20 protein-coding genes are annotated in these 26,427 nt (G+C 36.1%); 17 read left to right on the forward strand and 3 right to left on the reverse strand.

Features of this window, described 5'->3' with window-relative positions; translation table 11 throughout:
• Window positions 1-21: 21 nt before the first annotated feature.
• Entirely contained in the window at window positions 22-1,425 is a 1,404-nt protein-coding gene (locus tag NMU02_RS02335) for an Mfa1 family fimbria major subunit (protein WP_255025561.1), read from the forward strand.
• Window positions 1,426-1,461: 36 nt separating this feature from the next.
• Window positions 1,462-2,361, forward strand: a complete 900-nt coding sequence (locus NMU02_RS02340; RefSeq protein WP_255025562.1) for a FimB/Mfa2 family fimbrial subunit — start codon at window positions 1,462-1,464, stop codon at window positions 2,359-2,361.
• A 57-nt stretch (window positions 2,362-2,418) separates the two neighbouring features.
• Here NMU02_RS02340 and NMU02_RS02345 read toward each other — a convergent pair whose 3' ends face one another.
• Window positions 2,419-3,678 carry an NAD(P)/FAD-dependent oxidoreductase gene (locus NMU02_RS02345; RefSeq protein WP_255025563.1) on the reverse strand — a complete coding sequence of 420 codons (1,260 nt, stop codon included), beginning with the start codon at window positions 3,676-3,678 and terminating at the stop codon, window positions 2,419-2,421.
• A 578-nt stretch (window positions 3,679-4,256) separates the two neighbouring features.
• Here NMU02_RS02345 and NMU02_RS02350 point away from each other — a divergent pair.
• The 15 genes from NMU02_RS02350 to NMU02_RS02420 all read left to right on the forward strand — a co-directional run bounded on the left by NMU02_RS02350 (window position 4,257) and on the right by NMU02_RS02420 (window position 24,154).
• Window positions 4,257-4,619 (forward strand): response regulator, encoded by a 363-nt coding sequence (locus tag NMU02_RS02350; RefSeq protein WP_255025564.1) that lies wholly within the window; start codon window positions 4,257-4,259, stop codon window positions 4,617-4,619.
• Window positions 4,619-5,812 carry a sugar transferase gene (locus NMU02_RS02355; RefSeq protein WP_290427095.1) on the forward strand — a complete coding sequence of 398 codons (1,194 nt, stop codon included), beginning with the start codon at window positions 4,619-4,621 and terminating at the stop codon, window positions 5,810-5,812. The genes NMU02_RS02350 and NMU02_RS02355 overlap by 1 nt, the downstream gene beginning before the upstream one ends.
• A 27-nt stretch (window positions 5,813-5,839) precedes the next feature.
• Window positions 5,840-6,643 carry a TolC family protein gene (locus NMU02_RS02360; protein ID WP_255025565.1) on the forward strand — a complete coding sequence of 268 codons (804 nt, stop codon included), beginning with the start codon at window positions 5,840-5,842 and terminating at the stop codon, window positions 6,641-6,643.
• 2 nt (window positions 6,644-6,645) lie between these two features.
• Window positions 6,646-8,811: a GumC family protein gene (locus NMU02_RS02365; protein ID WP_255025566.1), complete on the forward strand. Its 2,166-nt coding sequence runs from the start codon at window positions 6,646-6,648 to the stop codon at window positions 8,809-8,811.
• Window positions 8,812-8,826: 15 nt separating this feature from the next.
• Entirely contained in the window at window positions 8,827-10,281 is a 1,455-nt protein-coding gene (locus tag NMU02_RS02370; RefSeq protein ID WP_255025568.1) for an O-antigen ligase family protein, read from the forward strand.
• Between the two features lie 6 nt (window positions 10,282-10,287).
• On the forward strand, window positions 10,288-11,487 hold the full coding sequence (locus NMU02_RS02375) for a glycosyltransferase family 2 protein (protein WP_255025569.1): 1,200 nt from the start codon (window positions 10,288-10,290) through the stop codon (window positions 11,485-11,487).
• A gap of 10 nt (window positions 11,488-11,497) precedes the next feature.
• Window positions 11,498-12,631, forward strand: coding sequence for a glycosyltransferase family 4 protein (locus NMU02_RS02380; RefSeq protein ID WP_255025570.1), 1,134 nt, complete (start codon window positions 11,498-11,500; stop codon window positions 12,629-12,631).
• Between the two features lie 137 nt (window positions 12,632-12,768).
• Window positions 12,769-14,211, forward strand: coding sequence for a lipopolysaccharide biosynthesis protein (locus tag NMU02_RS02385; protein ID WP_255025572.1), 1,443 nt, complete (start codon window positions 12,769-12,771; stop codon window positions 14,209-14,211).
• A gap of 34 nt (window positions 14,212-14,245) precedes the next feature.
• Window positions 14,246-15,172 carry a glycosyltransferase gene (locus tag NMU02_RS02390; RefSeq protein WP_255025573.1) on the forward strand — a complete coding sequence of 309 codons (927 nt, stop codon included), beginning with the start codon at window positions 14,246-14,248 and terminating at the stop codon, window positions 15,170-15,172.
• 1 nt (window position 15,173) lies between these two features.
• On the forward strand, window positions 15,174-16,301 hold the full coding sequence (locus tag NMU02_RS02395) for a glycosyltransferase family protein (RefSeq protein WP_255025578.1): 1,128 nt from the start codon (window positions 15,174-15,176) through the stop codon (window positions 16,299-16,301).
• A gap of 189 nt (window positions 16,302-16,490) precedes the next feature.
• Complete coding sequence (locus NMU02_RS02400; RefSeq protein ID WP_255025579.1) at window positions 16,491-17,564, forward strand: glycosyltransferase family 2 protein; 1,074 nt, start codon at window positions 16,491-16,493, stop codon at window positions 17,562-17,564.
• Complete coding sequence (locus NMU02_RS02405) at window positions 17,557-18,465, forward strand: glycosyltransferase family 2 protein (RefSeq protein ID WP_255025580.1); 909 nt, start codon at window positions 17,557-17,559, stop codon at window positions 18,463-18,465. Before NMU02_RS02400 ends, NMU02_RS02405 begins: the two co-directional genes overlap by 8 nt.
• Complete coding sequence (locus NMU02_RS02410) at window positions 18,459-19,640, forward strand: glycosyltransferase family 2 protein (RefSeq protein WP_255025581.1); 1,182 nt, start codon at window positions 18,459-18,461, stop codon at window positions 19,638-19,640. Before NMU02_RS02405 ends, NMU02_RS02410 begins: the two co-directional genes overlap by 7 nt.
• A gap of 12 nt (window positions 19,641-19,652) precedes the next feature.
• Window positions 19,653-20,726, forward strand: a complete 1,074-nt coding sequence (locus NMU02_RS02415; RefSeq protein ID WP_255025582.1) for an endonuclease/exonuclease/phosphatase family protein — start codon at window positions 19,653-19,655, stop codon at window positions 20,724-20,726.
• A gap of 212 nt (window positions 20,727-20,938) precedes the next feature.
• Window positions 20,939-24,154: a hybrid sensor histidine kinase/response regulator gene (locus NMU02_RS02420; RefSeq protein ID WP_255025583.1), complete on the forward strand. Its 3,216-nt coding sequence runs from the start codon at window positions 20,939-20,941 to the stop codon at window positions 24,152-24,154.
• 175 nt (window positions 24,155-24,329) lie between these two features.
• On the opposite strand, the gene NMU02_RS02425 is transcribed toward NMU02_RS02420, so the two are convergent.
• The gene (locus NMU02_RS02425; RefSeq protein WP_255025584.1) at window positions 24,330-25,460 is read right to left on the reverse strand and encodes a hybrid sensor histidine kinase/response regulator; all 1,131 of its coding nucleotides are present in this window, start codon (window positions 25,458-25,460) and stop codon (window positions 24,330-24,332) included.
• 10 nt (window positions 25,461-25,470) lie between these two features.
• Window positions 25,471-26,412 carry a UDP-glucuronic acid decarboxylase family protein gene (locus NMU02_RS02430; RefSeq protein ID WP_255025585.1) on the reverse strand — a complete coding sequence of 314 codons (942 nt, stop codon included), beginning with the start codon at window positions 26,410-26,412 and terminating at the stop codon, window positions 25,471-25,473.
• Window positions 26,413-26,427: the final 15 nt, after the last annotated feature.

The following is a 26,427-nucleotide window of genomic DNA, read 5'->3' on the forward strand; positions in this document are numbered from 1 at the left end:
GGATATTTAATTAATAAAGTAATGAAAACAAGTAAATTATTTTTTTTAATGATGATTGCCTTCGCTTTTTTTGCCTGTAGCGATGATAATAGTAAAAATGTTGATTTTGGGATAGGAGGTACAGACGAAAATCTTCCTGACGCTTATGCTTCTTTTTCGTTTAAAATTCCTACTAACACCAATTTTCGTTCAGGGGTATCGCGAGCAGAAACTGATGCCGGTAGCGATGCGGAAAATATTGTAACAAAATTGCATGTATTTATTTATGATGCTCTTGCTCCGCATATGCCTACAGTCGCAGAATTCAATACTGCAGATGGTTCGTTGACTAAAAAGCCGGGTTCAACCTCTGAATGGGTGACCACAAAGGCAATTAAAGTTAAAAAAAGCGATAAATATATCTTCGTAGGAGTTAATTTGAACCAATCGATAGTAGATTATATTTATAATCTCGGATTCGGAGCTTTCAATTATAATGAATTGGCCCAGTCGGTAGCGGCTTTATCCGACGGGATAAACGGCTTTGTGATGTTTAATACTCAATACCCATCGATTACCTCTGCTGCATCTTTTTATAATACAGAGGCTGAAGCTCAGGCGGCACATCTTCCTATAAATGTTACACGTACGGTTGCTAAAGCCGCGGTGTTTAAAGGCCCCGCTTTTGTCGTACACGGAGGGGGTACACTTACTAACCTTAGTTTCGGGTGGAGAAATCTCAATAATAAATTTTATTTAGTACAAAAAGTAGATGGCGGCCTTATCAAAGATTATAACTGGGATCGTTTTACCAATTCTGATTTTACGAGAGGAACCGATGAGTTAGCTGTAAATGAAAATGGAGTAGTACCTACTGTTTTTTCTTATGCGACCGAAAATGCTTTTAGCTATGTTAGGGATAATGCGCAAGTCGACCAGGCGACTTTTGTTTCGGTAAGCGGCACTTTTATGCCTGAGAAGATCCTCCAATTAAAGGCGGGAGTCGATAATCCGACTACTGCGGCTGATTTCGAAACAGTGGATAATCCCGGAACTGCCGGAACTACATTTTATGCAGTACGAACAGACGATGGTAAGGTCAATTGTTTCGCGACTGATGATTTAGCTACTACATATGCTACACTTGCTATAAATAAAGCGGCAGGAATGCCTCCGTTAACAGGGCCTTATGATGTAGGAGAAAATACGTATACGAATGGGAAATGTTACTATCACATATTTGTGAATGCCAATGCTGTATCTCCGCAAGCCCCATATAACATATATCGTAATCAGTATTACAAGATAACGTTAAATTCTATACAAGCTCTCGGATATCCTTCCGATAACTTTGATGATGGTCAACTTATACGTGAAAATGTATGGATCGGTGCTGATATCGAGATAAATCCGTGGGAAGTGGTGGAATCCGATGAAGATCTTTAATTGCAGGTATACCGATATTTTAGCAGGTAGTCTCTAATGAAAAAAATTTCTTTAGCGATCATATACATTGTTTGGGTGGGGATGATGAGCGGCTGTATTGCCGAACATCTTCCTCCCTGTGATCAAGGGGGACTACAATTGGCATTTAATTATGTTTCGGTATTACCTGCAAAGGTTAGAAGTGTAGACTCGGGGACTCGGGGGCTTTCGGTATTTATTTTCGATGATCAAGGTGTATTTACCGGTAGAATCGACGATGAGAATGCCGTTATCGACGACTCTTATCGTCTTCGTTTGCCATATACCGAAGGTGCTTATCAGTTTGCCGTTTGGGTAGGGCTGAATAATAATTATGAAATAACTACTCCCATACCGAAAGTAACCCGGATTGAAAATTTTAAACTTAAACTTAACAGGGAAATCGATAATTCAGTATCGGTACGCCCTTCTCTTCTTCATAACGGTTCATATGGGGTCGTGAAAATAGAACCCGGTATAGAGAAAACAGTATCAATTAATTTGGATCAACTAACTAATAATATTCGTGTTATCGCACGGGGTATCGATCGAGATTCGGGTTGTAATATTGTGATAGAGGCAGGGAACGGTTTATACAATTATGACGGAACTTCTCATGATGATGTTCTTTTGAAATATAAACCTGAGTATCCTTTTGGTGAACAGTCGGATGAAAAAGTTACGGCAGATTTTACCGTGATGAAACTTATACCGGAAAAACAGAGCAGATTACTAATAATGGATAATACGGGAAAGGTTTTTTATAGTGAAGACCTTATCGGTACTCTTTTGAGTGCAAATCCGAAGGTAAATTTTACCTATGATCATGAGTTTGTGATAGAGATTATATTCGATGGAAATTATCCCGTGAGTATATTCGTGAACGGTTGGGAAGTTATTTTGGAGGATGAATTTTAACGATGTATTTGGGTATAATAAAAACAGGCCGGAATAATTTCTCCGACCTGTTTTTTATTATACAAGGGTATGGTCTGCGACAAATTCTGAAAGAGGAATTCCCCAGCTCGGAACTTTCCCACCCAAAGTATAATACATGTTTTTGAATCCCATTTTAAGCAGATAGGGGGTATATCCCATTTTAAGTACACTGATATCTCCTCCCCACCATTCGTTGGTATGCATGTAAAATCCTTTGTGACTTCCCATATCTCCGAAACAGACTACCATTGGATTAAGCGGATCGACATCTTTTTTCTCACCAACCTCATTAGCGATCATTTTTGAAACGATTTCGGCCTGCATATGTCCTATAGCGCCCAGCTTGGGAACCGTTAAAGAAGCTGCATCGCCGACAGCGAAAATTTCGGGATAGTCGGGATTTCTCATGTAAAGATCCGTTACTACGAATCCTTGATCATCTACAATAGGTAGTCCTTTCATAAATTCGTGTGCTTCCCAGTTTGGAAATACGATTTTCAATTCCGCTTCGAGTGAATTTCCATTCCGAAATTCTATTCCTTCTTTGTAAATACGTTTTATGCCCACGGTGTCGTTTATATATCCGAATCCCATATTATTTACAATCGGTAATAATTGATTGAGGATTTTTTTACCGGCATCTTCTGCAATTGTTTTAGCGGGAGTGAATAAGGTAATTATTTTTGCGTCTCCGAGTTTGTGGCGTTTAAGCCAGTCGGCAAATGAAAAACCGAGTTCTACGGGAGGCCCTTCACAAGCGGCCAGGGCAACAGGAATTTTCGGCAGTTTAGGGCTTTTCCCTTGTATAAATCTGTCCGATCCGATTGCTATCGGACCGCCTTTATATTCATTGTAGAGATATTCTCGTACTTTATTTCCGTAAAAAGTATCGGAGAATGTATGACCGTATTCTTCGAAACCTTCAATTTTATCGTATGCCAAGCGTGCTCCGAGGGCTATTACCAGATAATCATAACTTATTTTTTCAGAAGGAGAACCGTCTCTTTCATTGGGTTTATACGTGACGCTTCGATTAACTGGGTCTATTTCTTCTATCTCACCTTGTATAAATTCCGATTTGTCATGTTTAAGGAATTTTTCAAACATAAATTCAAGATTGTCGGCCGGATTATGTCCATTAAATACCTCGATAGGAATATTCGGAATGAAGTTAATGTAATTTTTACGATCGATCACCGTGATTTTCACATTGTCTTTGGCTTGCTCTCGAATAAATCTTGCAACCGTCAGACCTGCGAAATTACAGCCTAAAACTAAAACATGCTTTTTCCCCATATCTAAAAATTTAATATTAGTATTTCCGGATATTTTATTTCGTTATCCTTATACGGTTCAAAGCTCGTAGGTTGTGGCCGGTATATGTGGACGCGAAAATTACGACTGGCTATTTTGTTTAATTGTTACGAATGAAAATATCCGTTTTTTATTCGTTTTATTATCTTCATACGTTATAAATATATAGCCATTCAGTATTTTATATCCATATAAACTAAGATGTGAACTTTTTGTTTAAGGCAGATAAGTGGTTTTTCTCCTTTTCTAAGTTTTTTTGCATTATAAAAGGTATAAGTTCAAAGTTTTTTTAGTTTGTTCATAATCGCTTCCTTAATCTTAAACTTATTCTAAAATGTTCAAAATATTTCTCTTTTAAAGGCTTTAGCAACAAATTATAAATTCATTTGGAAATATACTTCATTCTGATTATCTTTGTAAAAAATAAGGTGTCTATATTAAATGAGGTGTTATGAGTAAAATTTATGTATTGCATTCCTTCAAAGAGGATGATATTCCAGTATCCAATTCATTAATTTTTATTTTTAATAAAACCGGAGAGAAATAAAATCACGAGTAATATGAAAAAAATTTTATTGCTTGATGATAAAGAAACTATTGCTAAAATTGTTTCTATATATCTTTCTTCAGAATTCGAGATAATATATTTCGATAATGCGATAAAAGGGATACAATGGTTGCTGGAGGGGAATTTACCCGATCTTATAATTACAGATCTTCGGATGCCTGAGATGAGAGGAGACGAATTCTTATACTATGTAAAAAATAATCAACTGTTAAAATCTATTCCCGTTATTATTTTGTCCAGTGAAGACAGTACTTCTGAGCGAATAAAGTTACTTCAGGATGGTGCAGAGGATTATATTATAAAACCATTTAATCCTATCGAGCTTAAAATTAGAATTAAAAAAATAGTATCCTGATGTCGAATCGGATTATATATATAGGTGAAAATGAAGAGACTATAGACCATTTTCGACAATTATCTGCTGGGGAAATGGTTTTTACTCAGGTTTTTGCGTCCGATCTGAAGAAATTGTTAAAATCTGCAAATAATGATTTCTTTAGCATTTTTATGTGGGAAAAAGACAATAATGCGAAAAACTTTGATTATATACGTCGTATCAAAAAAGATATTCCTACTGCTTATTTTGTACTCGTTACCTCTGGTTTAAAAGAAGAAGAGTGTTCGTTATATCTTAAATATGGTTTTAACGATACGGTTTCTCCTACTGTAAATAAAGATGATTTTCAAAAACAGGTAGATTTTTTGCGAAATTGTTTTGTTAATCGAAAGGAGGAACAGAACATAAATGAAAAGGATCAGATATGTGGGTTTAAATTACCTTTATGGAAAAGATCATTTGATATTGCTTTTTCTTTTGGAGCCCTTGTTGTTCTATCTCCGGTGTTTCTTTTAACCGCATTAGCGATACGACTGGAAAGTAAAGGACCGATCATTTATAAATCGAAAAGGGCCGGAAGTAATTATCATATTTTCGATTTTTTAAAATTCCGTTCGATGTATACCGGGGCAGATAAGCGGTTGAAAGAATTTAATGACTTAAATCAGTATAAACAGAATGGAAATAAGGAAGATAATATAATAAATGAGAAAGATTCCGAGGTTGAAAAAGATTCTTTCTTGTTTGGAGATGATTCTGTACTCGATGATAATATGCTTATCGGCGACGACTATATAATTTCAGAAACGGATTATCAGTCCCGATCTCAAAATAAACGGGATAATGCTTTTGTAAAATTCGAAAATGATCCCCGTATCACGAAGGTAGGGCGATATATACGTAAATATAGTATAGATGAGCTTCCTCAACTTATAAATATTCTTAAAGGAGATATGTCGGTTGTAGGAAATCGACCTTTACCACTTTATGAAGCCGAACTGCTCACCAAAGACGAATATATCGATCGTTTTATGGCTCCGGCAGGACTTACCGGTTTGTGGCAGGTCGAGAAACGGGGTAGTTCCGGAACTTTATCGGCTGAAGAGAGAAAGCAATTGGATATACGGTATGCAGCGAGTTTTTCTTTTATGATGGATATGAAAATTATAATGAAAACGTTAACTGCATTTATTCAAAAAGAGAATGTTTAAATTTCGCTAAATTCATAGAGTATTGTTATGAATAAGAGATTGTTTTGTATTGTGATCTTGATTTTATGTTTGCCGTTTCTTGGAAATGCGCAAAATGGCAGAAGCGATGTCGAATCTGCCAAAGCAGTAATTGCAAAGCTTTCTGAGATCGATTCCATTTCGGTCTCCGAATCAGAATTATTCGATCTCAGGGATATACAATTACCACCGTTATCGGTGTTTCTCGAGTCGGTTGAAAAGCATCCTACTGTAAGGGTATATGATGCTAAAAGAGAGGAAGCTGAGGCCGAGTTGAAAGTCGAGAAACGTAAATGGCTCGACTATTTCCGTATAACGGGTAATTATCAGTACGGGAAACTTTTTTCGGCTAACCAAGTAACTGATCATGATAATGCGACCTCTTATTATACGTTTAACGGCAATACCAATAATCTGTATAATATAGGGGTTTCGATGTCGATACCTTTAGGCGATCTTATCGGAGGACAGAAACAAAGCGTATTGGCTTCTAAAGCCCGTTTACGCCAAATGGAGTACGATTATGCGACTACGGTAGAAAACCGTAAGCTTGTTGTTCTCGAGGCGTATAACAAGGTACAACAAGAGTTAGCCGTTCTTAAAGCCAAAGCGGAAGCTGCAGTTTTATACAATGCTCAGATGAAGATCTCCGAACAAGATTTCATTAACGGAAAAATAGATATTATAGCATTATCGATGGAGAGAAGTCGTCGTTCTGCTGCTCTTGTGGCGTATGAGTCGGGTAGAGTCGCTTTACAAAATGCCATCACTTTACTTGAAATGTTGACTAATGTAAAAATTATGGAGCGATAAATATGAATAACGTATCTTTATTTATTTCCCGTTTTTTGTATCGTATCCGGTATCAATTGATATTCGGGAGTGTGATCGTTACTTTACTGGTAGCTTATTTTACACAATTCCTACCTAAGAAATATACTGTAAATACGACTATTTTTACTGGTATCGTATCGATGGCTACTTTAGAAGATGAAGGTACGTCTGCCAATTATCAGATGGTGAATAATACGTTCGATAATCTTATTAGTTTATTAAGGTCCCAAGCTACTTTAGAGAACGTATCATTGCATCTTTTTGCTATGAATATGATATATGGTGATCCAGAGAAAGATAATCATTATATTACTGCCGATAATTTTCAGCGGTTGCAAAAAAAAGTTCCCGATGAGATTAAGTCTTTAATAGATAAAAAATCTGTAGATAAGACGGTTGAAAATTTGAAAAAAATTATTATTCCTACTTCCGAAAACTTTATGTATTCTTTGCTTAACGGCCATGATCCCTATTATAGTTATGATGCGTTGAAAAAAGTACAGATTATGCGTATGGGGAATAGTGATATGATAAATCTCACTTATACGGCCGATGATCCGGGGATCGCCACTAATACTGTGAAATTATTTAATAAAGAATTATTGAGTAATTATAACGAATTGCGGTATAAGTCGACAAATGACGTTATCGAATATTTTAGAAAAGAGGTCGAACAAAGACGGAAAGAATTGAAAGAACAAGAAGACGGGTTGACAAAATACAATACCGAAAACAATGTGATAAATTACGGAGAACAGACCAAGGCGACGGCTCATGCCTACAGTAATTACGAAGATCGTTATGAGGAGACTTTGAGAGAGTATCAAAGTTCTCAAAAATTACTCGAATCTTTAGAGGCTCAGATGGAAACCCGTACTAAATTATATCATGTAAATGATGAATTTTTGAAAACTCTTGACGAAATATCGACCATTAATGGAAAGATTACCGAAATTGAAACATTTACATTAGATAGTGGAAAAGAAAGCAATGTAGAATTATTGAAATATAAAAATCAGCTGAAGAAAGCTGAACAAAAAATAAAACAAATATCGAATAAGATGGACGAATACCAGTACTCCAAAGAAGGAGTAGCGATACCAGATATGGTTTCGGAATGGTTGAAAGCTCTTGTTCAGAATACTAAAGCGAAGGCCGAATTGAAAGTTCTTGATGATCGGTTAAAGGATTTCCACCAAAAATACAGTAATTTTTCTCCTGTAGGTACCGGTATAAAGCGGCGAGAAAGAGAAATCGATGTGACCGAGCGTTCTTATCTCGAGATGTTGCATTTTTTGAATTTGGCTTATTTAAGAAAGAAAAATATCGAGCTTACGACAGCCGGACTGAATACTGTTACAGCTCCTTCATTTCCTTTATCTCCCAATAGGGGAAAACGTTTATTCTACATTATAGCGGCGTTTTTCGGAAGCCTTATTATCATAACGGGATATAATCTTATGATCGAAATGCTCGATCGTACCCTTCGGGATGCGCAACGTACACAGATGCTTACCGGGACAAAAGTATTTGCTGTATTTTCAGGAAAAAGTCGTCTTCGTTTCCGTGGTTTTTCAAAAACATGGAATCGTATTTCTGCAGCCTTTCTTTGCAATAAAATCGATAAATATCTTCAGGAAGAGAAAATCGTATGTGTTAATTTGCTGAGTATAGAGCAGAAAGAAGGCAAAAGTTTTATTTCCAAATATATGATCGATGAATGGGAGAAGCAGGGCCTAAAAGTATGTTATCTGCAAATGGGTAAAGATTTTACAGTCAATTCATCGTATTTGCTTGCCTCTGGTTTCGATACCCTTTATCCGAATATGGCAGAAGAAAAACCACAGATATTGTTAGTCGAATATCAAGCGTTGCAACAGCATAGTATTCCTTCTGCTTTTTTGAAGAAGGCCGATATCAATCTTGTAATTGCTAATGCCAAACGTGTTTGGAAGAAAAGTGACGAGGAGGTCCTTGAGCATATTAAAGAAATCGCGGGAAACACACCGGTATATATTTGTTTGAATAATGCCGATCGGGAGGCCGTTGAAGATTATACCGGTAAACTACCTCCCCGGTCATCGAGACATTTACTTGCCGTGAAAATGATGCATATGGGATTGACTGCAAAAGGGGATGCCATATAAATAATTAGCAGCATTATGAACGAATTAGATAACACTCTGGAGACAATCAATATCTGGAAAAAGTGGGTGCGAATACTCATCTTTCTGGGATTGGCGGGTGTTGTTGTTTCGTTATCTATCGATAATATTCTTGTATCGGGAGGCATAATTGTATTCCCTCTGTTGTTAGTTGCCGTATTGGTATTTCTTCAGTATCCCGTATCTCTTTTGTATCTTATTTTTACCTTGAATTATTTTTTGATGGGAATATTCCGATATATAAATATCGAGGGAATAAGTGTTATAATGGATGTATTGTTGATGAGCGAGTTTTTGATTATTATAATACATAGCTACTGGAAACGGGATATAGATTGGAAACCGGCAAAAAATGCACTGGTAATTTTCAGCTTGATCTGGATGTTATATTGTATTCTTGAAATATTAAATCCGACTGGTGTGTTAAAAGGCTGGGTATTATCGAGAGGCCTGATATTTAATGGGTTTATTTTGTCGTTGATCGTATCGCTGATTATTACAAAACAAAATCAGGTAAAAACAATCGTGTTTTTATATGCAAGTTTTACGTTATTAGCTATTTTAAAAGCTCTTATGCAAAAGTACATCGGTTTCGATGCTGGGGAGCAGAGATGGCTGGCAGGCGGAGGTGCGGTTACCCATATTATACAAACAGGTACTCGTTACTTTTCATTTTTTACTGATGCCGGTAATTTTGGATCTAATATGGGATGTTCCGGAATAATTTTCGGTATACTTGCGTTTATAATGAAAAATAATCTGTTAAAAATATTTTACGCTCTGGCTTCGTTGTTATCTTTGTATGCTATGTTTATGTCGGGTACCCGTGGAGCAATGGTGGTACCTTTAGTTGGTTTAGCTTTTTATATTATCATATGTAAAAATTATAAGGCGTTTGCGGTAGGTGCATTATTATTATCCCTGATATATTGTTTTTTTGCTTTTACCTATATAGGACAAGAAAATGCGATGATACGCAGAATGAGAAGTGCTTTTCGTCCTACTGAGGATGCATCGTTTAATGTGCGCAGAGAAAACCAGAAAAAATTGGCCGAGTATCTTAAATATCGTCCTTTCGGAGAGGGACTCGGTCTTTCTGGGGTTGAGAATCGGGATATTTCTTTACGTTTTACAACCAGTATTCCTAATGATTCCTGGTATGTGAAAATCTGGGTAGAAACGGGTATTGTAGGGCTAATAATTTATCTGGGAGGTCTTATTATCGTAATGATAAAATGTGCTCGGGTGGTAATGTTTAAAATAAAAAATAAGGAACTGGCAGGTATCCTTGGCGGTTTGCTATGCGGAATTTTCGGTATGCTTGTAAGCGCATATGGGAATCCGTTTTGGGGACAATTCCCGACGATGATTATTGCATATATATTTTTAGGGATCATTTTGAAAGGTCCCTATTTAGAAAAATTGCAGGATGTGGAATACAGTAAATGTTGAATGCTCATGGATATTAACTCTTTTTTTAATTTTGATAATGGTGAAGATATTTTCAGAATAGTAGATGCCGTACTGTTTCTCATCTTTGCTGTGTTTGTTTTGTATCTGTTTATATTTGCCGTAAAATCGACCGGGAAAACGGTGAATAAATATCCACCTGCGGAAAAATTATACAAATTTGCGATTTTATTTCCGGCTTATATGGAAGATTTGGTAATCGTAAATTCTGTTAAAAGTTTCTTAGCTCAGAAATATCCGAGGGATAAATATGATATTTATGTTATCTCGGCAGAAATGAAAGAAAAGACAGATCGTGAACTGGAATCCTTATCTGCAACAGTGATTCGGGTCGATGATACTTGTCATACTAAAATAAAGGCATTGCAAAAAGCAACTGATTATATTGTGGAAAACAAGCTCGATTACGATGTCGTTGTCGTTCTGGATGCCGATAATGTGGTCGATTCCGATTTTCTCGAGCAATTGAATAATGCGTTTTATTCAGGTTGCTCTGCTGTGCAAACGCATCGTGTAGCTAAAAATATGAATACCAGTGTAGCTGTTTTAGATGCAGTGAGCGAAGAAATGAATAATTCGATTTTTCGTAAAGGACATACCAAGCTCGGGTTCTCAGCCGGACTTATCGGTTCGGGAATGGCTTTCGATTATGATACATTTATGAGCATTATCTATGATGCCAGTTCGATTGGAGAAGATAAGCAACTTGAGGTTTTATTATTAAAGCAAAATATATATATCGAATACCTTAGCGATGTACATACTTATGATGAAAAGGTAAAAAAGAGTTCTCAATTTTATAATCAGAGGAAGAGATGGTTGTTCAGCCAAGTGCATAATCTTTTTCTGGGTGCTAAAGGTTTACCGAAAGCATTATTTAATGGGAATTGGGATTATTGCAATAAATTATTCCAATGGATTATGCCTCCGAGAATTATGCTTTTAGGAAGCATACTTATTATTGCTTGTTTGATATTGCCGTTTAGTTTTTATTTGTCGATAAAATGGTTCGTTTTATTTGCTGTATTGTGTATTACGTTAGCTTTAGCTATACCGGATTATTTGGTCAATGGTCGTTTGCTGAAAGCAATATTTTATGTACCGATATTATTTTTGCTGATGTTGTTAAATCATTTCAGAATATTTAATCGGAAAAATACTTTTTCACATACTCCTCACGACGAATAATTTAAAAATTATGAAGATAGCGATCGAGGCTCAACGAATTTTCAGACCCAATAAACATGGAATGGATTTTGTCGCTCTGGAAACGATTCGGGAATTACAGAAGATTGATTGTGAAAACGAATATTTTATTCTGGTAAGTCCGGGAGAGGATCGTTGTTTGTCGGAGGCGGCTAATTTTCATATTGTCGAGATAGCATGTCCTACTTATCCTTTGTGGGAGCAGGTTGCCTTGCCGATTGCTGTATCTAAAATAAAGCCCGATTGCCTTCATTGTACCAGTAATACGGCTCCGGTATTTTGTAACGTACCGCTGATACTTACGTTGCATGATATTATATTTCTCGAGCCGAGGCAAGACGGAAACAAATCGTGGTATCAAAATATGGGACGTATCTATCGTAAAATCGTTGTCCCGATTATTTTACGACGGTCTAAGAAGATTATAACCGTATCGCATTTCGAGTGTAATAGGATAAAAACAGCTTTACACCTTTCTGAAGAACAGATTACTGCTGTTTATAATGGATTCAACTCTCATTTCAGGCCATTAGAGGATATTCGCTCGGTTACCGGTAGGTATATTCCCGATGAGGATTATTTCTTTTTTCTGGGGAATACCGATCCGAAGAAAAATACATTGGGAACGTTAAAAGCTTACAGTTTATATCTGAAAAATTCTTCGGTAAAGCGGAGTTTGTTGGTTGCCGATCTTAAGGCGGATATTTTAGACGATATGTTGAAAGCAGCCGGAATCGAGGATATAAAACCTTATATATACTGTCCGGGATATATTCCTAATAGTGATTTGGTTTATTTGTATAATGGGGCGTTTGCGTTTCTATATACTTCTTTCAGAGAAAGTTTCGGTATTCCTCTATTGGAGTCGATGGCATGTGGAACTCCTGTGATTACCAGTAATACGTCTGCTATTCCGGAGATTGCAGGAAACGGTGGTATATTTACCGATCCGTTTTCTCCGGAAGATATTGCCGAAAAGATGATTGCATTAGAAGAAAATGAAACGTTATATAATAATGCGGTAATTTACGGATTACAACGTGTAAAATTATTTTCATGGAAAAATACGGCGGATTCTCTGCTGGAATTATACAAATCTTTTCGAGAGATTAAAAAAATAAATTGAATATGAGAATATTACGATTATTTCGGTGATTGTGAAATATTGTCTTGCTATTATTAAACCAAGAATATACAGTAACTTCGGATGTCAAGTGTAAAGAAATCGATGATAGTCGTGTTCGCGGAGTAAACATAAAGATTATGTCAGTAAAAAAAGATCTGTTTTCGGGTGTAGTATATACAGCGATCGCCAAATATTCGGGGATGGTAATCTCCTTGGTTATTGCTGGTATTCTTGCTCGTATGCTTACTCCCGAAGATTTTGGTATTGTCGCCATAGCTACTGTTATTATCAATTTTTTCAATACGTTTTCTGAAATGGGAATAGGGCCGGCTATCATACAAAATAAAAATCTTACTGCTAAAGAGATCGCTTCGATTTTTACTTTTACTGTATGGACAGGTATTTTTATTTCAATATTATTTTTTATTTTATCGTGGTTTATTGGTAAATATTATACAAATCCTACGCTGATAATTATATGTCGGTTATTATCGGTAAATCTTTTTTTCGCTACGGTAAATATTGTTCCGAACGCTATTGTATATCGGAATAAAGAGTTTAAATATATCGCGATTCGTACTTTGGGTGTCCAGTTTTTTACCGGTATTTTAGCAGTGATAGCTGTATTTACCGGCGCCGGAATATACGCATTGGTGATAAACCCTATACTTTCGGCTGTTATTGTATTTATTATTAATTATTATAAATATCCGCAGGCTTTTTATTTGAATATCAATATGAAAGCATTGAAAAAAATATCGGGGTATTCTTTTTATCAATTATTATTCAATCTGTTGAATTATTTCGGAAAGAATCTCGATAAGCTTTTTATCGGTAAATTTATGGGAATGACACCTTTAGGTTATTATGAGAAATCGTATCGGCTAATGATGTTGCCCTTACAAAATATAGCTTATGTACTGAGTCCGGTAATGCATCCTGTATTTTCCGAAATGCAGGGGAATAAGCAAAAAATGCTTTCCAGTTATGAAAAGATTGTACATCTTTTAGCTTATATCGGTTTTCCTTTGTCTATATTTCTTTTCTTTACAGCAAGGGAAATTACGCTTATTATTTTTGGCCATCAATGGATGGCTTCTGTTCCGGTTTTTCGTATTTTATCTTTAACGGTTGGTTTACAGATATTATTAAATACCACTGGCTCTATTTTTCAAGCTGGTAACGATACCCGTTCTTTATTTGCATGTGGCGTATTTACCGCCATATCTTGCATTTCGGCAATTCTTATCGGTATTTTTTCTTTTGGAACTTTAGAGGCTATTGCCGGTTTTATGAGCTTGGCTATCGGGTTGAATTTTCTGCAATGTTATATTACCATGTATAAGATAACTTTTATTTTACCGATGACTAATTTCTGGAAACAGTTTATTACACCCGGTATATTGAGTTTGATTATCGGAGTAGTTTTAAGTGTATTATCTTTATGGATAGATTGTTATTCGATATATATAAGCTTAGCTGTAAAAACTTTGGCAGCTTTTTTTATCTTTTCGATTTATACACAGTTAAGCGGGGAATACAATATAATGAAAAAATTCAGGAAATTGCTTCCGGAGTGATTTCTGAGAGTGATAATTTAATGGGAAGAAAAATATGCCGGAAGTCAGTGTTATTATTCCGTTATATAATACCGCCGAATTTGTAGAAGAGGCGGTAATGTCTGTTATGAATCAGACATTTAAAGATGTGGAAATAATTATTGTAAACGACGGATCTACCGATAATAGTTTACAGATCGTGGAAAAAATGGCACTGAAGGATGACCGTATATGTGTATATACACAACAAAATCAAGGTCCTGCCATAACTCGTAATGTCGGCTTACAAAAAGTAAAGGGAAAATATATATATTTTATGGATAGTGATGACTATCTCGAACCTGAAACTCTTTCGGCCTGTTATGCGAAATGTGAGGAGAACCTTCTCGACTTTATATTTTTCGATGCTGATATTCTTAATAAAGAAGTTTCGGAACAGTTCGGATTAAATTATCAACGTAAGTCCTGTACCGACGAAAATAAGATATACAAGGGAGTGGATATTTTAAATATTTTGTTGGATAATAAGGGGTTTGCAGTGCCTATATGGCTTAATTTTATTCGGGCAGATTATCTTCGAAAAAAAAATCTTCGCTTTTATCCGGGTTTGATACATGACGATGCATTATTCAGTTTTCTGTTATATATACAAGCCGAAAGAGTAATGTGTATCCATGAGGATTTTTTTAAAAGACGTTTTCGTGAAAATTCGATAATGACTACTCGATTTTCTCGTCGTAATATGGATAATTATTTTATTATTGCGGAAGAACTCATACAGTTTGCGCAAGAGTATCCTTCGAGTTGTGAAACTGTTGATAAATATTTATCGGGAATGATGAATGCAGCGGTGTGGTTAGCATACAGAATACCCTTAAAAGACCGTTTATACGTTGCCAAGATCATTTTCGGACAATATAAAAAATACGTAAGCAATCGCAATTTACTTATTTTGTTATTTAAATCCTTTATCAAAAAGTGATATGAAAGCATTATTCCTTGTTTTTCATGGTTTTGACCCGGCAAATGGTATAAGTAAAAAAATACATTATCAGGTAGAGGCTCTGAATGCATGCGGTTTAGATACTAAGTTGTGCTATTTGTCTGAAGTAGAAGGGTATAAAAAACGTATGGTAGATGATACGGTGATCGGAGACTATGGCAAAGGGATAATCGGCAAGATATTGAAACGAATTGAATTCGATTCGGTCGTACGTTATATTTTCCTGCATAATATCGATTTGGTTTATATACGTTCGGCACATAATGCTCATCCTTTAGTGGTGCGTATGCTAAAGAAAGTACACGATGCCGGTATATGTACCGTGCTTGAGATTCCGACATTTCCTTATGATAAAGAATATTGCGGTTTTAGGGAAAAAATGGAATTGTTACCCGATAAATGTTTTCGCCGGTCGCTTATGAAATATATCGACCGTATCGTTACATTTTCTGAAAATAAAGAGATATTTGGGGTTCCGGCTATTCGTATTTCAAACGGGATAGATTTTGATCATATTCAAGTTAAAGACACGTTACGTCATATCGATGACAATTTGTCGCTGATCGGTGTTGCCGAGATACATTACTGGCATGGTTTCGATCGTTTAATCAGCGGTCTCGGTGAGTATTATAAAGGGAATCCGTCTTGTAAAGTATATTTTCATATCGTGGGTGAATTTTTCGGAGAACGGGAGAAAAAAGAGATAATGCCCTTGATACATCGGTACGGATTAGAAAAGTATGTAATATTGCACGGAGCTAAGCATGGGCATGAGCTCGATATTTTGTTTGATCGTGCCGATATGGGAGTCGGTAGTCTTGCCAGACATAGGAGTGGTATATCTTCTATTAAGACTCTGAAAAACCGTGAATATGCGGCTCGAGGAATACCTTTTATATATTCCGAAAACGATAATGATTTCGATAACCGAGATTATATTCTTAAAGTGGCTGCCGATGAGTCGCCCATCGATATATCCGCTCTTATACGATTTCGAAGAGAGATAAAGGTTACACCTGCCGAAATAAGAAAAAGTATCGATAATCTCTCCTGGAAAAGACAAATGGGAATAGTAATTGAGAATGTTGAACTATTTAGGCGACAATAATCGTTTTTTATGAAAACTACTTGTTTTATATGAGGTTATGATGAAAAGTTATCTTATATTTGTAATAAATATTCAAATGAAAGTCAGATGTTCTTTCCTGTTTTAGACGGTGTACTGTTTTCCATATTATCGATTTTTGTTTTATATAATTTGTTTTTTACGTTATGTTCTTTTTGCAGACGGAAAAAGGTGACAAATGAGACGGTTTGTGATATTAATTTACAACGTTTTGTTGTTATTTTTCCTGCTTATAAAGAGGATGCGGTTATTCTTGATTCTGTCAGGAGGTTTTTAAAACAGGATTATCCAATAGATAAATATAAAATTGTAGTTGTATCGGATAAGATGCAGGATGAAACAAATCATATTTTATCCGAATTGCCAATTGATTTATTTGTGGTTAATTTCGAAGTAAGCCTTAAATCCAAGGCGATAAAATATGCGTTAGACCGGTTGTGCGATTTTGATAAAGCAGTGATATTAGATGCCGATAATATTACCGATACCGATTTTTTGACCCGGGTAAATAGATTATCAGTTCATACAAAAGCTATGCAATTACACCGAACCAGAAAAAACAGTAATACTGCCGTTGCTGTTTTAGATGGAATCGCAGAGGAGATAAATAATACGATATATCGTAAAGGGCATGTAAATGTCGGTCTTTCGTCGGCTATTATCGGATCAGGTATTGTATTTGATTTTGAATGGCTTAAACATAATATAGGGAAATGTGAGACTTTTGCCGAGGATAAAGAATTAGAAGTATTATTGGCCAAGGATGATATTTTTGTCGATTATGAAAACGATGTTTACGTATATGATGAAAAGACAGCTACAAAAGATATATTTTTGATACAGAGAATGCGATGGGCTCATTCACAAACGGTTGTTTTTTCTTTGCTTATACGTGCTATGAAGAATGGAGTTTTTAATATAACAACGATAGACAAGTTGTTTCAGTGGATTCCTTTTCCAAAACAAATTCGGATGTTAATGGCCTTCTTATCAGCTCTTATATGGTCTTTTGTTTCATTCCCTATATCAATAAAGTGGTGGTTTCTTTTATTGTTCGAGATTTTGGTATTCGCTTTGGCGATACCCCAGAAAATGTATAACAGTTCATTATATCTGAGTCTGATGAAATTGCCTGTATTGATCGTTGTTTCGATAAAGAGTTATTTGAAGGCATTTGTCAGAATGTATCGTAAAGATATGAGTTTTAATAGTACCCCTCACCAAAGTTCTTCGGCTGATGATTAAAGATTTGGTATCTGTCATACTTGTGAATTATAATGGATTTAAAGATACTTGTGAAATAGTAGATTCTTTAAAAAGTATCGAAACCTATCCTTATGAGATTATCGTTGTAGATAATGCATCCGATAACGGAGAGGGAGATCGATTACAAAAACAATATCCCGAGATATCGGTTATATGCAGCAATCGGAACTTGGGATTTGCGGGTGGCAATAATCTCGGAATTGGTCGTGCTAAAGGAGAATTTTTGTTTTTTTTGAATAACGATACTATATTGACCAGACCTGTATTGGAGATATTAGCCGGATGTCTGAAAAAGGATAAGCAGTTGGGATGTGTTTCGCCAAAAACGACTTTCTGGCCTGAAAATTCTGTATTGCAATATGCCGGGGCAACACCTATGAGTAGAATTACACTTAGAAATGAATTTATCGGATATAATAGAAAGGATGATGGAAGTTATGACATACCTTGTAAAACTTCTTTTCCTAACGGGGCGGCCATGATGATACGCCATAGTGATGTCGAGAAATTCGGTCTTATGCCCAACCTTTATTTTCTGTATTATGAAGAATTGGATTGGTGTGTTCAGATGCAGAAGGCCGGTTTTTATATTTGGTATGAACCCCGGGCGGTGGTTGCACATAAAGAGAGTGCAAGTGTAGGGTTGCAAAGTCCTTTGCAAGTTTATTATCACACACGCAATCGTTTGATTTTTGTTAGGCGTACGATCGTAAACCGGTATGAAAGGATTGTTGCGTATGCGTATCAGCTTGTATGTGCAGTGCCTAAAAGGTTTGTCTTTTTTTTGGTAAGTCGAAAATATCGTTTATTAAAACCTTTGTTGAAAGGGGCTTGTGATGGAATAAAAGCTGTTTGCTCGAAAAGATTGATGTTATGGTAAAAATACTGGAATTTGTTTTTTGGATAAGTCTTTTTATTATTTTCTATACTTATTTAGGGTATGGTATATTGTTGTATCTTTTGGTAAAGGTAAAAGAGTTTAAAAATAAGAAAGAGAAACGGGGAGGGTGTTTGCCATCGCCATCTGTTACTCTCTTTATCACGGCATATAATGAGGAGGATATTGTCGGAGAAAAGATGTTAAATACACAACAACTCGATTATCCTGTTGATAAACTCGAAATAGTATGGGTGACAGATGGAAGTAATGATAAAACAAACGAATTATTGGAAGCGTATGGTAATGTAACGGTTCTTTATCAACCCGAAAGGCAAGGAAAAACTGCAGCTATTAATCGGGGGATGGCATTTATCGAAACTCCTTTTGTCGTTTTTACAGACGCTAATACGATGATTAATAAAGACGCCATAAAAGAAATCGTAGCATGTTTTGAGAATTCTGCCGTTGGATGTGTTGCCGGTGAAAAACGTATTTTTGTTCGGGAAAAAGATCAGGCTGCTGCGGGAGGAGAAGGACTGTATTGGAAATATGAATCATTTCTTAAATCACTGGATTCAAAATTTTTTACTGCTGTAGGAGCTGCAGGAGAATTGTTTGCGATCCGTAAAAGTTTATTCGAAGAAATGGAGAATGATACATTACTCGATGACTTTATTTTATCGATGCGTATTGCGTCAAAAGGATATAAAATAGAATATTGTGATAAGGCTTATGCTCTCGAATACGGATCGGTTGATATGCGAGAAGAAGAAAAACGCAAGATACGTATTGCTGCCGGAGGCATACAGTCGATTTGGCGGTTGAGGCGACTTTTAAATCCCTTTCGATACGGGATGCTTACTTTCCAATATGTCTCTCATCGAGTGTTGCGATGGTCGTTGACGCCGGTACTTTTATTTTTGCTTTTTCCTATGAATATATTATTGGTTTTAGGTTCATCCCTAATGATATATCGTATTTTGCTTGTATTGCAATGCCTGTTTTATATAATGGGTCTTTGGGGGTATTATTTATCTAAAAGATCGATTAAAAATAAATATTTGTTTATTCCGTATTATTTTCTTTTTATGAATATCAATGTAATAAAAGGATTTTTTTATTTATGTCGTAAAAAAGGAACTGGTATATGGGAAAAGGCGAAGAGGACTACTTAATTTGAATGACGCATGGGATTTCGAGCTGTATATAAACTTTGGTATGGAATAGCTGTTTTAATAACTTTTTTGTTAGCTGCATTCACGGCTGTTGGCGCTTTTTCTCAATTTTGCCATCCGCAGAACCATCCATTCGTCACAATTGCCGGTATGTTGTTGCCAGGCATGTTGTTACTCGATTTCGTGATTGCTTTATATTGGATATTTCGAAAAAAATATTGGTTTCTGTTCCCGATTTTTGCCATTATCGTTAATTATAATTATTTATTATCGGTTATTCAGATATCATCCGAGCGTGATTATAAACAAAAAATACTTACTGTAGCTTCTTTTAATGTAAAAGGTTTTAACCGGGAGATTACCGGATATACGGTAAAGAAAATTGCCCGGTATTTAGATGAAAAAAAGGTAGATATCGTCTGCTTACAGGAGATTTTCTGGAACGATAGATTTAAAAAAGATAGTGTATTTCGAGCTTTCAATGCTTATCCTTATAAACTGTCTCCAGTGGGGATAAGTGGCAGACCCCGTATAGCGATCTTTAGTAAGTATCCGATAATTTCGTCCTATTTTTTACCATTTCCCAATAGCGAAAATTGTGGAATGTGGGCCGATATACGGCTAAATAACGAGATCGTAAGAATTTATAATGTACATATGCAAACGACCAGTTTCAATTCGGAACGGGCAAAATTTGTTCGAGAAAGTCGTATCGACGGGTTTGAGGGAGAGGAACAAGCTGTATATGAAATGAAACAAACACTTGTGTCGAATTTTGTGAAACGGGCAGTCCAAGCTGATGTTATAAGCCGGTCGATAGCAAAATCTGTTTATCCTATTATTGTTTGTGGAGATTTTAACGATACACCGGCATCTTATACCTATCATCGGATAAAGGGTAAATTGAAGGATAGTTTCAGGGAAACAGGCAAGGGATATGGATATACATATAGGGGGATAGGCCGTTTATTACGTATCGATTATATACTTTATTCTCCGACTATGGTGGGAATCTCTTATTATTCTCCTTCATTCAATTGGAGTGACCACAATATGGTGATTTCACAAATCTCTCTCTCCGAATGAGCATTTCGGAAATGATAAAACATTATAAGATTTAATTTTTTCTTGTATAAGCTGTATTAGTGTTGTATAAATATGAAAAAAATACTTGTATAAGTATAGATTTATCATTTTAAACATCCTATTTTCAATATATTTTAGGGCTTATACGTAAATAATTGTTTACATTTGCTATATTTAAAGTTCTATTTAGATCAGTTAATTTGGGGGTTCTTATGCAATATGATGATGATGAACGGTACCGCAAAATGGGTTTGCTCTCGCAAATCGGTTGGTGGGAAACAGATTTTGTGGGAAAATATTTTTTGTGCTCCGATTTTTTGTGTGATTTATTAGATCTCGAAGGCAATACGATTTCTTTTGGGGATTTCTATAAAATGGTGCATGAAGATTATCGTGACCAGATTATGAATGAATTCGCTTCTTATGCTCATAAAGATTTTTATGAACGAACTTTTCCTATTTATGCCAAAAACGGGGTGGCTTGGGTACGTACTCGATTGGGAGATCGTACAGATGATCCCGTAACTGGTGAAAGAATACGTTCGTTCGGTACGATACAACTTGTAGAAAGTCCCGGGCAAAGGCATAAAGAAACAGATTCTAATAATAATGATTTGTTGTATAGGCAAGAGTCTATATCACAGACTTTATTACGTTTTCTGCATGATGAAAATATCGAGAATTGTGTAGAGAGTATTTTGAATGATATTCTTAAACATTATAAAGCCGAACGGGCGTATATTTTTGAATATGATAAAGATCATAGGCATCATTATTGTAAATACGAAGTCGTTTCATCAAAGGAAGTAACTGCAGAGAAAGACAGGCTTGTATTTACTTCGGCCAGTGATACTCCTTGGTGGAGTAGCCAGATATTATCGGGACAGCCTATTATTTTGGACAATTTAACCCAGTTACCCGAAGAAGCCATATTTGAAAGGAAAGAGTTAGGAAGACAAAATATAAATTCTTTGATGGCTGTACCTTTATCTACAGGTGATTATATCTGGGGATATATGGGAATAGATATCGTAAATGGTTTTCGTAGCTGGAACAATATCGATTACCAATGGTTATTGTCACTGGCTAATATTGTAAGTATCTGTCTTGAGTTACGAAAGACAAAAGATGATATTATCCGGGATCAGGAATTCCTGTACAATTTATTCAGCCATATGCCTATGGGCTATATTCACCTTTCGGTGCTGTATAATGAAGACGGTTTGCCTAATGATTATAAAATAACTGATGCAAATCAGTTGTGTGCGGATTGGTTCGGTTTGCCTTGTGAGTCATTTATCGGAAAATATGCGTCGGAGATTTATAGCGATCCCGGTGATAAAATACAATTTTTGTCCGATATATTGGTTAATGGTGGGTATAGAGAACTGGATGAATATTTTAAGCGTACCGACATGTATTTTCACTGGATCATTTATTCTCCTTCTGAGAATGAGATAGTAGGGCTTTTTATAAATTCGACAGAGACGATGAAAGCGCATAAGGCCCTCGATCGTAGCGAAAAATTATTTAAAAATGTATTTGCCAATATACCGGTGGGAGTCGAAATTTATAATAAGGATGGTAATCTGACCGATTTGAATAATAAAGACATGGACATTTTCGGGATTGAAAAGAAAAGTGATGTAATCGGGGTAAATATATTCTCTAATCCGAATATTCCGCTTGAAATACAGGATCGGATCAAAATGGATGATATGGTCGATTTTAATATGACTTATATGTTCCCGAATGTCAACGGGCATTATTACCCCACTTGTAAACAGGGAGGTATAAATCTTTATACTAAAGTGTGCAAGTGGTACGACATGAATGATAATTTTAACGGATATGTTTTTATTAATATCGATGATACGGAACGAATAAACTCATCCAACCGGATTCGAGATTTCGAAAACCTATTTTCGTTTATTTCTGATTATGCCAAAGTAGGATATTGTAAGCTAAACCTGGTGAATAAAGAAGGTTATGCTATAAAACAGTGGTATAGGAATATAGGAGAGGATGAAAATAAACCGCTATCGGAAATTGTTGGAATATATGATAAAGTTCATCCTGAGGATAGAGAACGTTTAATAGAATATTTGAATAAAGCGTTAAATGGAATTTCGAGTAGTTTCAGAGATGAAATCCGGGTTTCTCGTAATGATAATTCCGATGAATGGAACTGGCTGAGTATGAATGTCGTGATAACGGAATATGAGCCGGAAAAGGGTCTTGTCGAACTTATCGGTATAAGTTATGATATTACCGAGCTTAAGGAAACGGAGGCAAAATTAGTCGCTGCCAGGGATAAGGCGGAGGCAATGGATCGGTTAAAATCGGCGTTCCTTGCCAATATGAGTCATGAGATACGTACTCCTTTGAATGCTATTGTGGGATTTTCTAATCTGTTGGTCGATACTGAAGATATCGATGAACGCTTGAAATACATACATATTGTTCAAGAAAATAATGATTTGTTATTACAATTGATTTCGGATATTCTCGATTTGTCGAAGATAGAAGCCGGTACCGTTGAATTTGTACGTGAAAATGTTGATGTGAATTTACTTTGTGAAGAATTGGTATATTCACTGCAGATTAAAAAACCGGAGGGGGTAGAATTGATTTTCGATCCGCATCTTTTTCATTGTCATTTGACCAGCGATCGTAATCGTCTTATACAGATTCTTACAAACTTTATCAACAATGCGTTTAAATTTACATTACGGGGGAGTATATGTGTCGGTTATGAAGATCACGGTGAATATGTCGAGTTTTATGTAGAGGATACCGGTATCGGAATTTCTAAAGAAGAACAGTCCCATATTTTCGATCGTTTTGTAAAATTAAACAGCTTTGTGAACGGTACAGGGTTAGGTTTGTCGATTTGTAAAACGATTGTTGAACAATTAGGAGGAACTATCGGTGTGGACTCGGAAATAGGAAAAGGGTCACGCTTCTGGTTTACTCATCCCCGAAAACAGATTATTGAAAAAGAAGTTTATTCGGGTTCCCATAATTTTCAAAAAGATATACCTGCTGCAGAGAAGGGAAAACCGTTGGTGTTAATAGCCGAAGATACCCAAAGTAATTTTATGCTTATGTCGGCGATCTTGCGTAAAGATTATAAAATCGAATGGGCTCATGACGGACTCGAAGTTGTGAAAATGTGCCGGGACTTATCTCCCGATCTTATTCTTATGGATATACGTATGCCACATATGAACGGTCTCGAAGCTACTCGTAAGATACGGGAATTCGACCTATCGGTCCCGATCTTGGCCGTTACTGCTTTTGCTTTCGAGAATGATAAAAAAAATGCTCTTCAGGCAGGCTGTAACGGATTTATCGCAAAACCTATTATTGTACAAACATTTAAAGAACAAGTAAAAAATGCACTTTCCGGCAAATTAACTAATTAAGAAATATATTCGGTTATTTTTATATTATATATTCGGTAAAGGCCGGAATACAGTTTATAGTAATAAAAAAGGATGATAAAGCGTATCATCCTTTTTTATTTTATGGAATTTATATTTTTGCGTGGATATGGGTTTCTACTTATTAATAAGTAAAGAGATTTTTCCGGAGGAAGTTTTATTTTTTCAAAGGGACAGAAAAACAGAATGTAGAACCCTTTCCTTTTTCCGATTCAAACCAGAGTTCTCCTCCATTTTTTTCAACAAAATCTTTACATAAGAGTAACCCGAGTCCGGATCCTTCTTCTTTGTGTGTACCGTATGAACTGAAATGTGTGTCTTCGTGTAGTAACTTTTCTTGGTCTTCTTTGCTTATTCCGCATCCCGAGTCTTTCACGCAAATGATCGCTTTATCATCTTGAATATTCAAATCAACATATATGTTACTCCCCTCATGACTGAATTTTACAGCGTTGCTCAATAAATTGCGTGTGACGGTTTTAATCATATCGATATCTGCATGTACAATTGCCGAATGGTTTTTGTAATCTTGTTTGATGTTTATGTGTTTTAATTCTGCAACCATACTGAGTACATTGATCATAGACTCCAACACTTCGGTAATTTCAAAATCCTGGTATACAACATTTAATTTACCGATTTGGCTTTTTGTCCATTTCAGTAAATTGTCCAATAAAGAAAATACTTCCTCTGTGGTTCGGTTGGCCATTTCGAGCATTTCGAACATATCTTTTCCGATAGTTTCCGATGGCAGGTTCAGTATGAGCATATTCAGTACCATTTTTATAGCACCCATAGGCGAACGTAGATCATGCGCTATGACCGAATAGAGTTTGTCGCGACCGCATATAATTTTTCTTAATTCTTCTGTTTGTCGTATAATAATGCGTTTTGCAGCTACCAGCGATAATTGATGGTCGATACGTATAATCAGTTCCTCTTTTTTGAAAGGTTTTGATATAAAGTCGTTTCCACCGGCCTGAAACCCATTTACAACGTCGAACGTCGCATTTAGTGCAGTTAAGAATATAATGGGAATTTCTTTTGTCTCGGGATTGGATTTAATTTGCTGTGCAACTTCGTAACCGCTCATTCCAGGCATCATAACGTCGAGCAGCAATAAGTCGGGTTTTTCTTTCTCGGTAAGTTCCAGGGCTTGATAACCACTGCTCGCAGTGAGTACATTATATTTTTCCTTTACCAGTAGGGTCTTTAATAGTAAGACATTCGAACTGATATCGTCAACAATCAGTATTTTATACTCACCGCGGTTTATTTCCATTTCCATAATGCAACTTTTATTCTATGTGGTTTATATCGAAATATTCTATCATTTTTAATAGCCCTTCCTCGAGTTGAACGACAGGCTCCCAGTTTAATTTTACTTTAGCTAGAGTGATATCGGGTTTCCGTTGCTGGGGATCGTCATAGGGGAGAGGTAAAAATAATATCTTTGATTTAGAATTTGTCAGTTCGATTACCTTTTGGGCCAGATCGAGAATTGTCATTTCTACAGGATTTCCTAAGTTTACGGGGCCTGTGAAATTATCCTCTGTATTCATCATGCGTATCATCCCTTCTATCAGGTCGTCGATGTATTGGAAACTCCGTGTCTGGCTTCCGTCTCCGTATATCGTTATGTCTTTATTGTGTAATGCCTGCAGTATAAAGTTAGAAACGACCCTGCCGTCGTGGGCAACCATTTTAGGACCATAGGTATTGAATATTCTGACAATTTTTATGCGTAGGTTATGCTGCCGGTGATAATCCATAAACAATGTTTCAGCACATCGTTTTCCTTCGTCGTAACATGATCTTATTCCGATCGGGTTTACGTTCCCCCAATAAGTTTCGGGTTGAGGATGTATTACGGGATCTCCATATACTTCACTGGTAGAAGCCTGAAGAATCTTTGCCCTTACTCGTTTTGCCAGCCCCAACATGTTTATGGCTCCATATACAGAGGTTTTGGTTGTTTGTATAGGGTCGTGTTGATAGTGGATAGGCGATGCCGGACAAGCGAGATTGTATATTTCATCAACTTCGGCCCTATAAGGATCGATAACATCGTGGCGTACGATTTCGAAATTGTGACATCCGATCAGATGATCTATATTTTTTTTTACTCCTGTAAAAAAATTATCCAGGCATATAACATCGTTTCCATCCTGAACCAGGCGGGTACATAAATGAGATCCGATAAATCCGGCACCTCCGCTTATTAAAATTCTTTTTGCCATATTCTCTATTTTTTA

The sequence above is a fragment of the Coprobacter tertius genome (assembly GCF_024330105.1).
Lineage (GTDB): Bacteria > Bacteroidota > Bacteroidia > Bacteroidales > Coprobacteraceae > Coprobacter > Coprobacter tertius.

Bases quoted from the DNA above. Each gene is read 5' to 3' on its own strand.
- NMU02_RS02335 (WP_255025561.1), top strand. From the start codon at position 22: ATGAAAACAAGTAAATTATTTTTTTTAATGATGATTGCCTTCGCTTTT.
- NMU02_RS02340 (WP_255025562.1), top strand. From the start codon at position 1,462: ATGAAAAAAATTTCTTTAGCGATCATATACATTGTTTGGGTGGGGATG.
- NMU02_RS02345 (WP_255025563.1), bottom strand. From the start codon at position 3,678: ATGGGGAAAAAGCATGTTTTAGTTTTAGGCTGTAATTTCGCAGGTCTG.
- NMU02_RS02350 (WP_255025564.1), top strand. From the start codon at position 4,257: ATGAAAAAAATTTTATTGCTTGATGATAAAGAAACTATTGCTAAAATT.
- NMU02_RS02355 (WP_290427095.1), top strand. From the start codon at position 4,619: ATGTCGAATCGGATTATATATATAGGTGAAAATGAAGAGACTATAGAC.
- NMU02_RS02360 (WP_255025565.1), top strand. From the start codon at position 5,840: ATGAATAAGAGATTGTTTTGTATTGTGATCTTGATTTTATGTTTGCCG.
- NMU02_RS02365 (WP_255025566.1), top strand. From the start codon at position 6,646: ATGAATAACGTATCTTTATTTATTTCCCGTTTTTTGTATCGTATCCGG.
- NMU02_RS02370 (WP_255025568.1), top strand. From the start codon at position 8,827: ATGAACGAATTAGATAACACTCTGGAGACAATCAATATCTGGAAAAAG.
- NMU02_RS02375 (WP_255025569.1), top strand. From the start codon at position 10,288: ATGGATATTAACTCTTTTTTTAATTTTGATAATGGTGAAGATATTTTC.
- NMU02_RS02380 (WP_255025570.1), top strand. From the start codon at position 11,498: ATGAAGATAGCGATCGAGGCTCAACGAATTTTCAGACCCAATAAACAT.
- NMU02_RS02385 (WP_255025572.1), top strand. From the start codon at position 12,769: ATGTCAGTAAAAAAAGATCTGTTTTCGGGTGTAGTATATACAGCGATC.
- NMU02_RS02390 (WP_255025573.1), top strand. From the start codon at position 14,246: ATGCCGGAAGTCAGTGTTATTATTCCGTTATATAATACCGCCGAATTT.
- NMU02_RS02395 (WP_255025578.1), top strand. From the start codon at position 15,174: ATGAAAGCATTATTCCTTGTTTTTCATGGTTTTGACCCGGCAAATGGT.
- NMU02_RS02405 (WP_255025580.1), top strand. From the start codon at position 17,557: ATGATTAAAGATTTGGTATCTGTCATACTTGTGAATTATAATGGATTT.
- NMU02_RS02410 (WP_255025581.1), top strand. From the start codon at position 18,459: ATGGTAAAAATACTGGAATTTGTTTTTTGGATAAGTCTTTTTATTATT.
- NMU02_RS02415 (WP_255025582.1), top strand. From the start codon at position 19,653: ATGGGATTTCGAGCTGTATATAAACTTTGGTATGGAATAGCTGTTTTA.
- NMU02_RS02420 (WP_255025583.1), top strand. From the start codon at position 20,939: ATGCAATATGATGATGATGAACGGTACCGCAAAATGGGTTTGCTCTCG.
- NMU02_RS02425 (WP_255025584.1), bottom strand. From the start codon at position 25,460: ATGGAAATGGAAATAAACCGCGGTGAGTATAAAATACTGATTGTTGAC.
- NMU02_RS02430 (WP_255025585.1), bottom strand. From the start codon at position 26,412: ATGGCAAAAAGAATTTTAATAAGCGGAGGTGCCGGATTTATCGGATCT.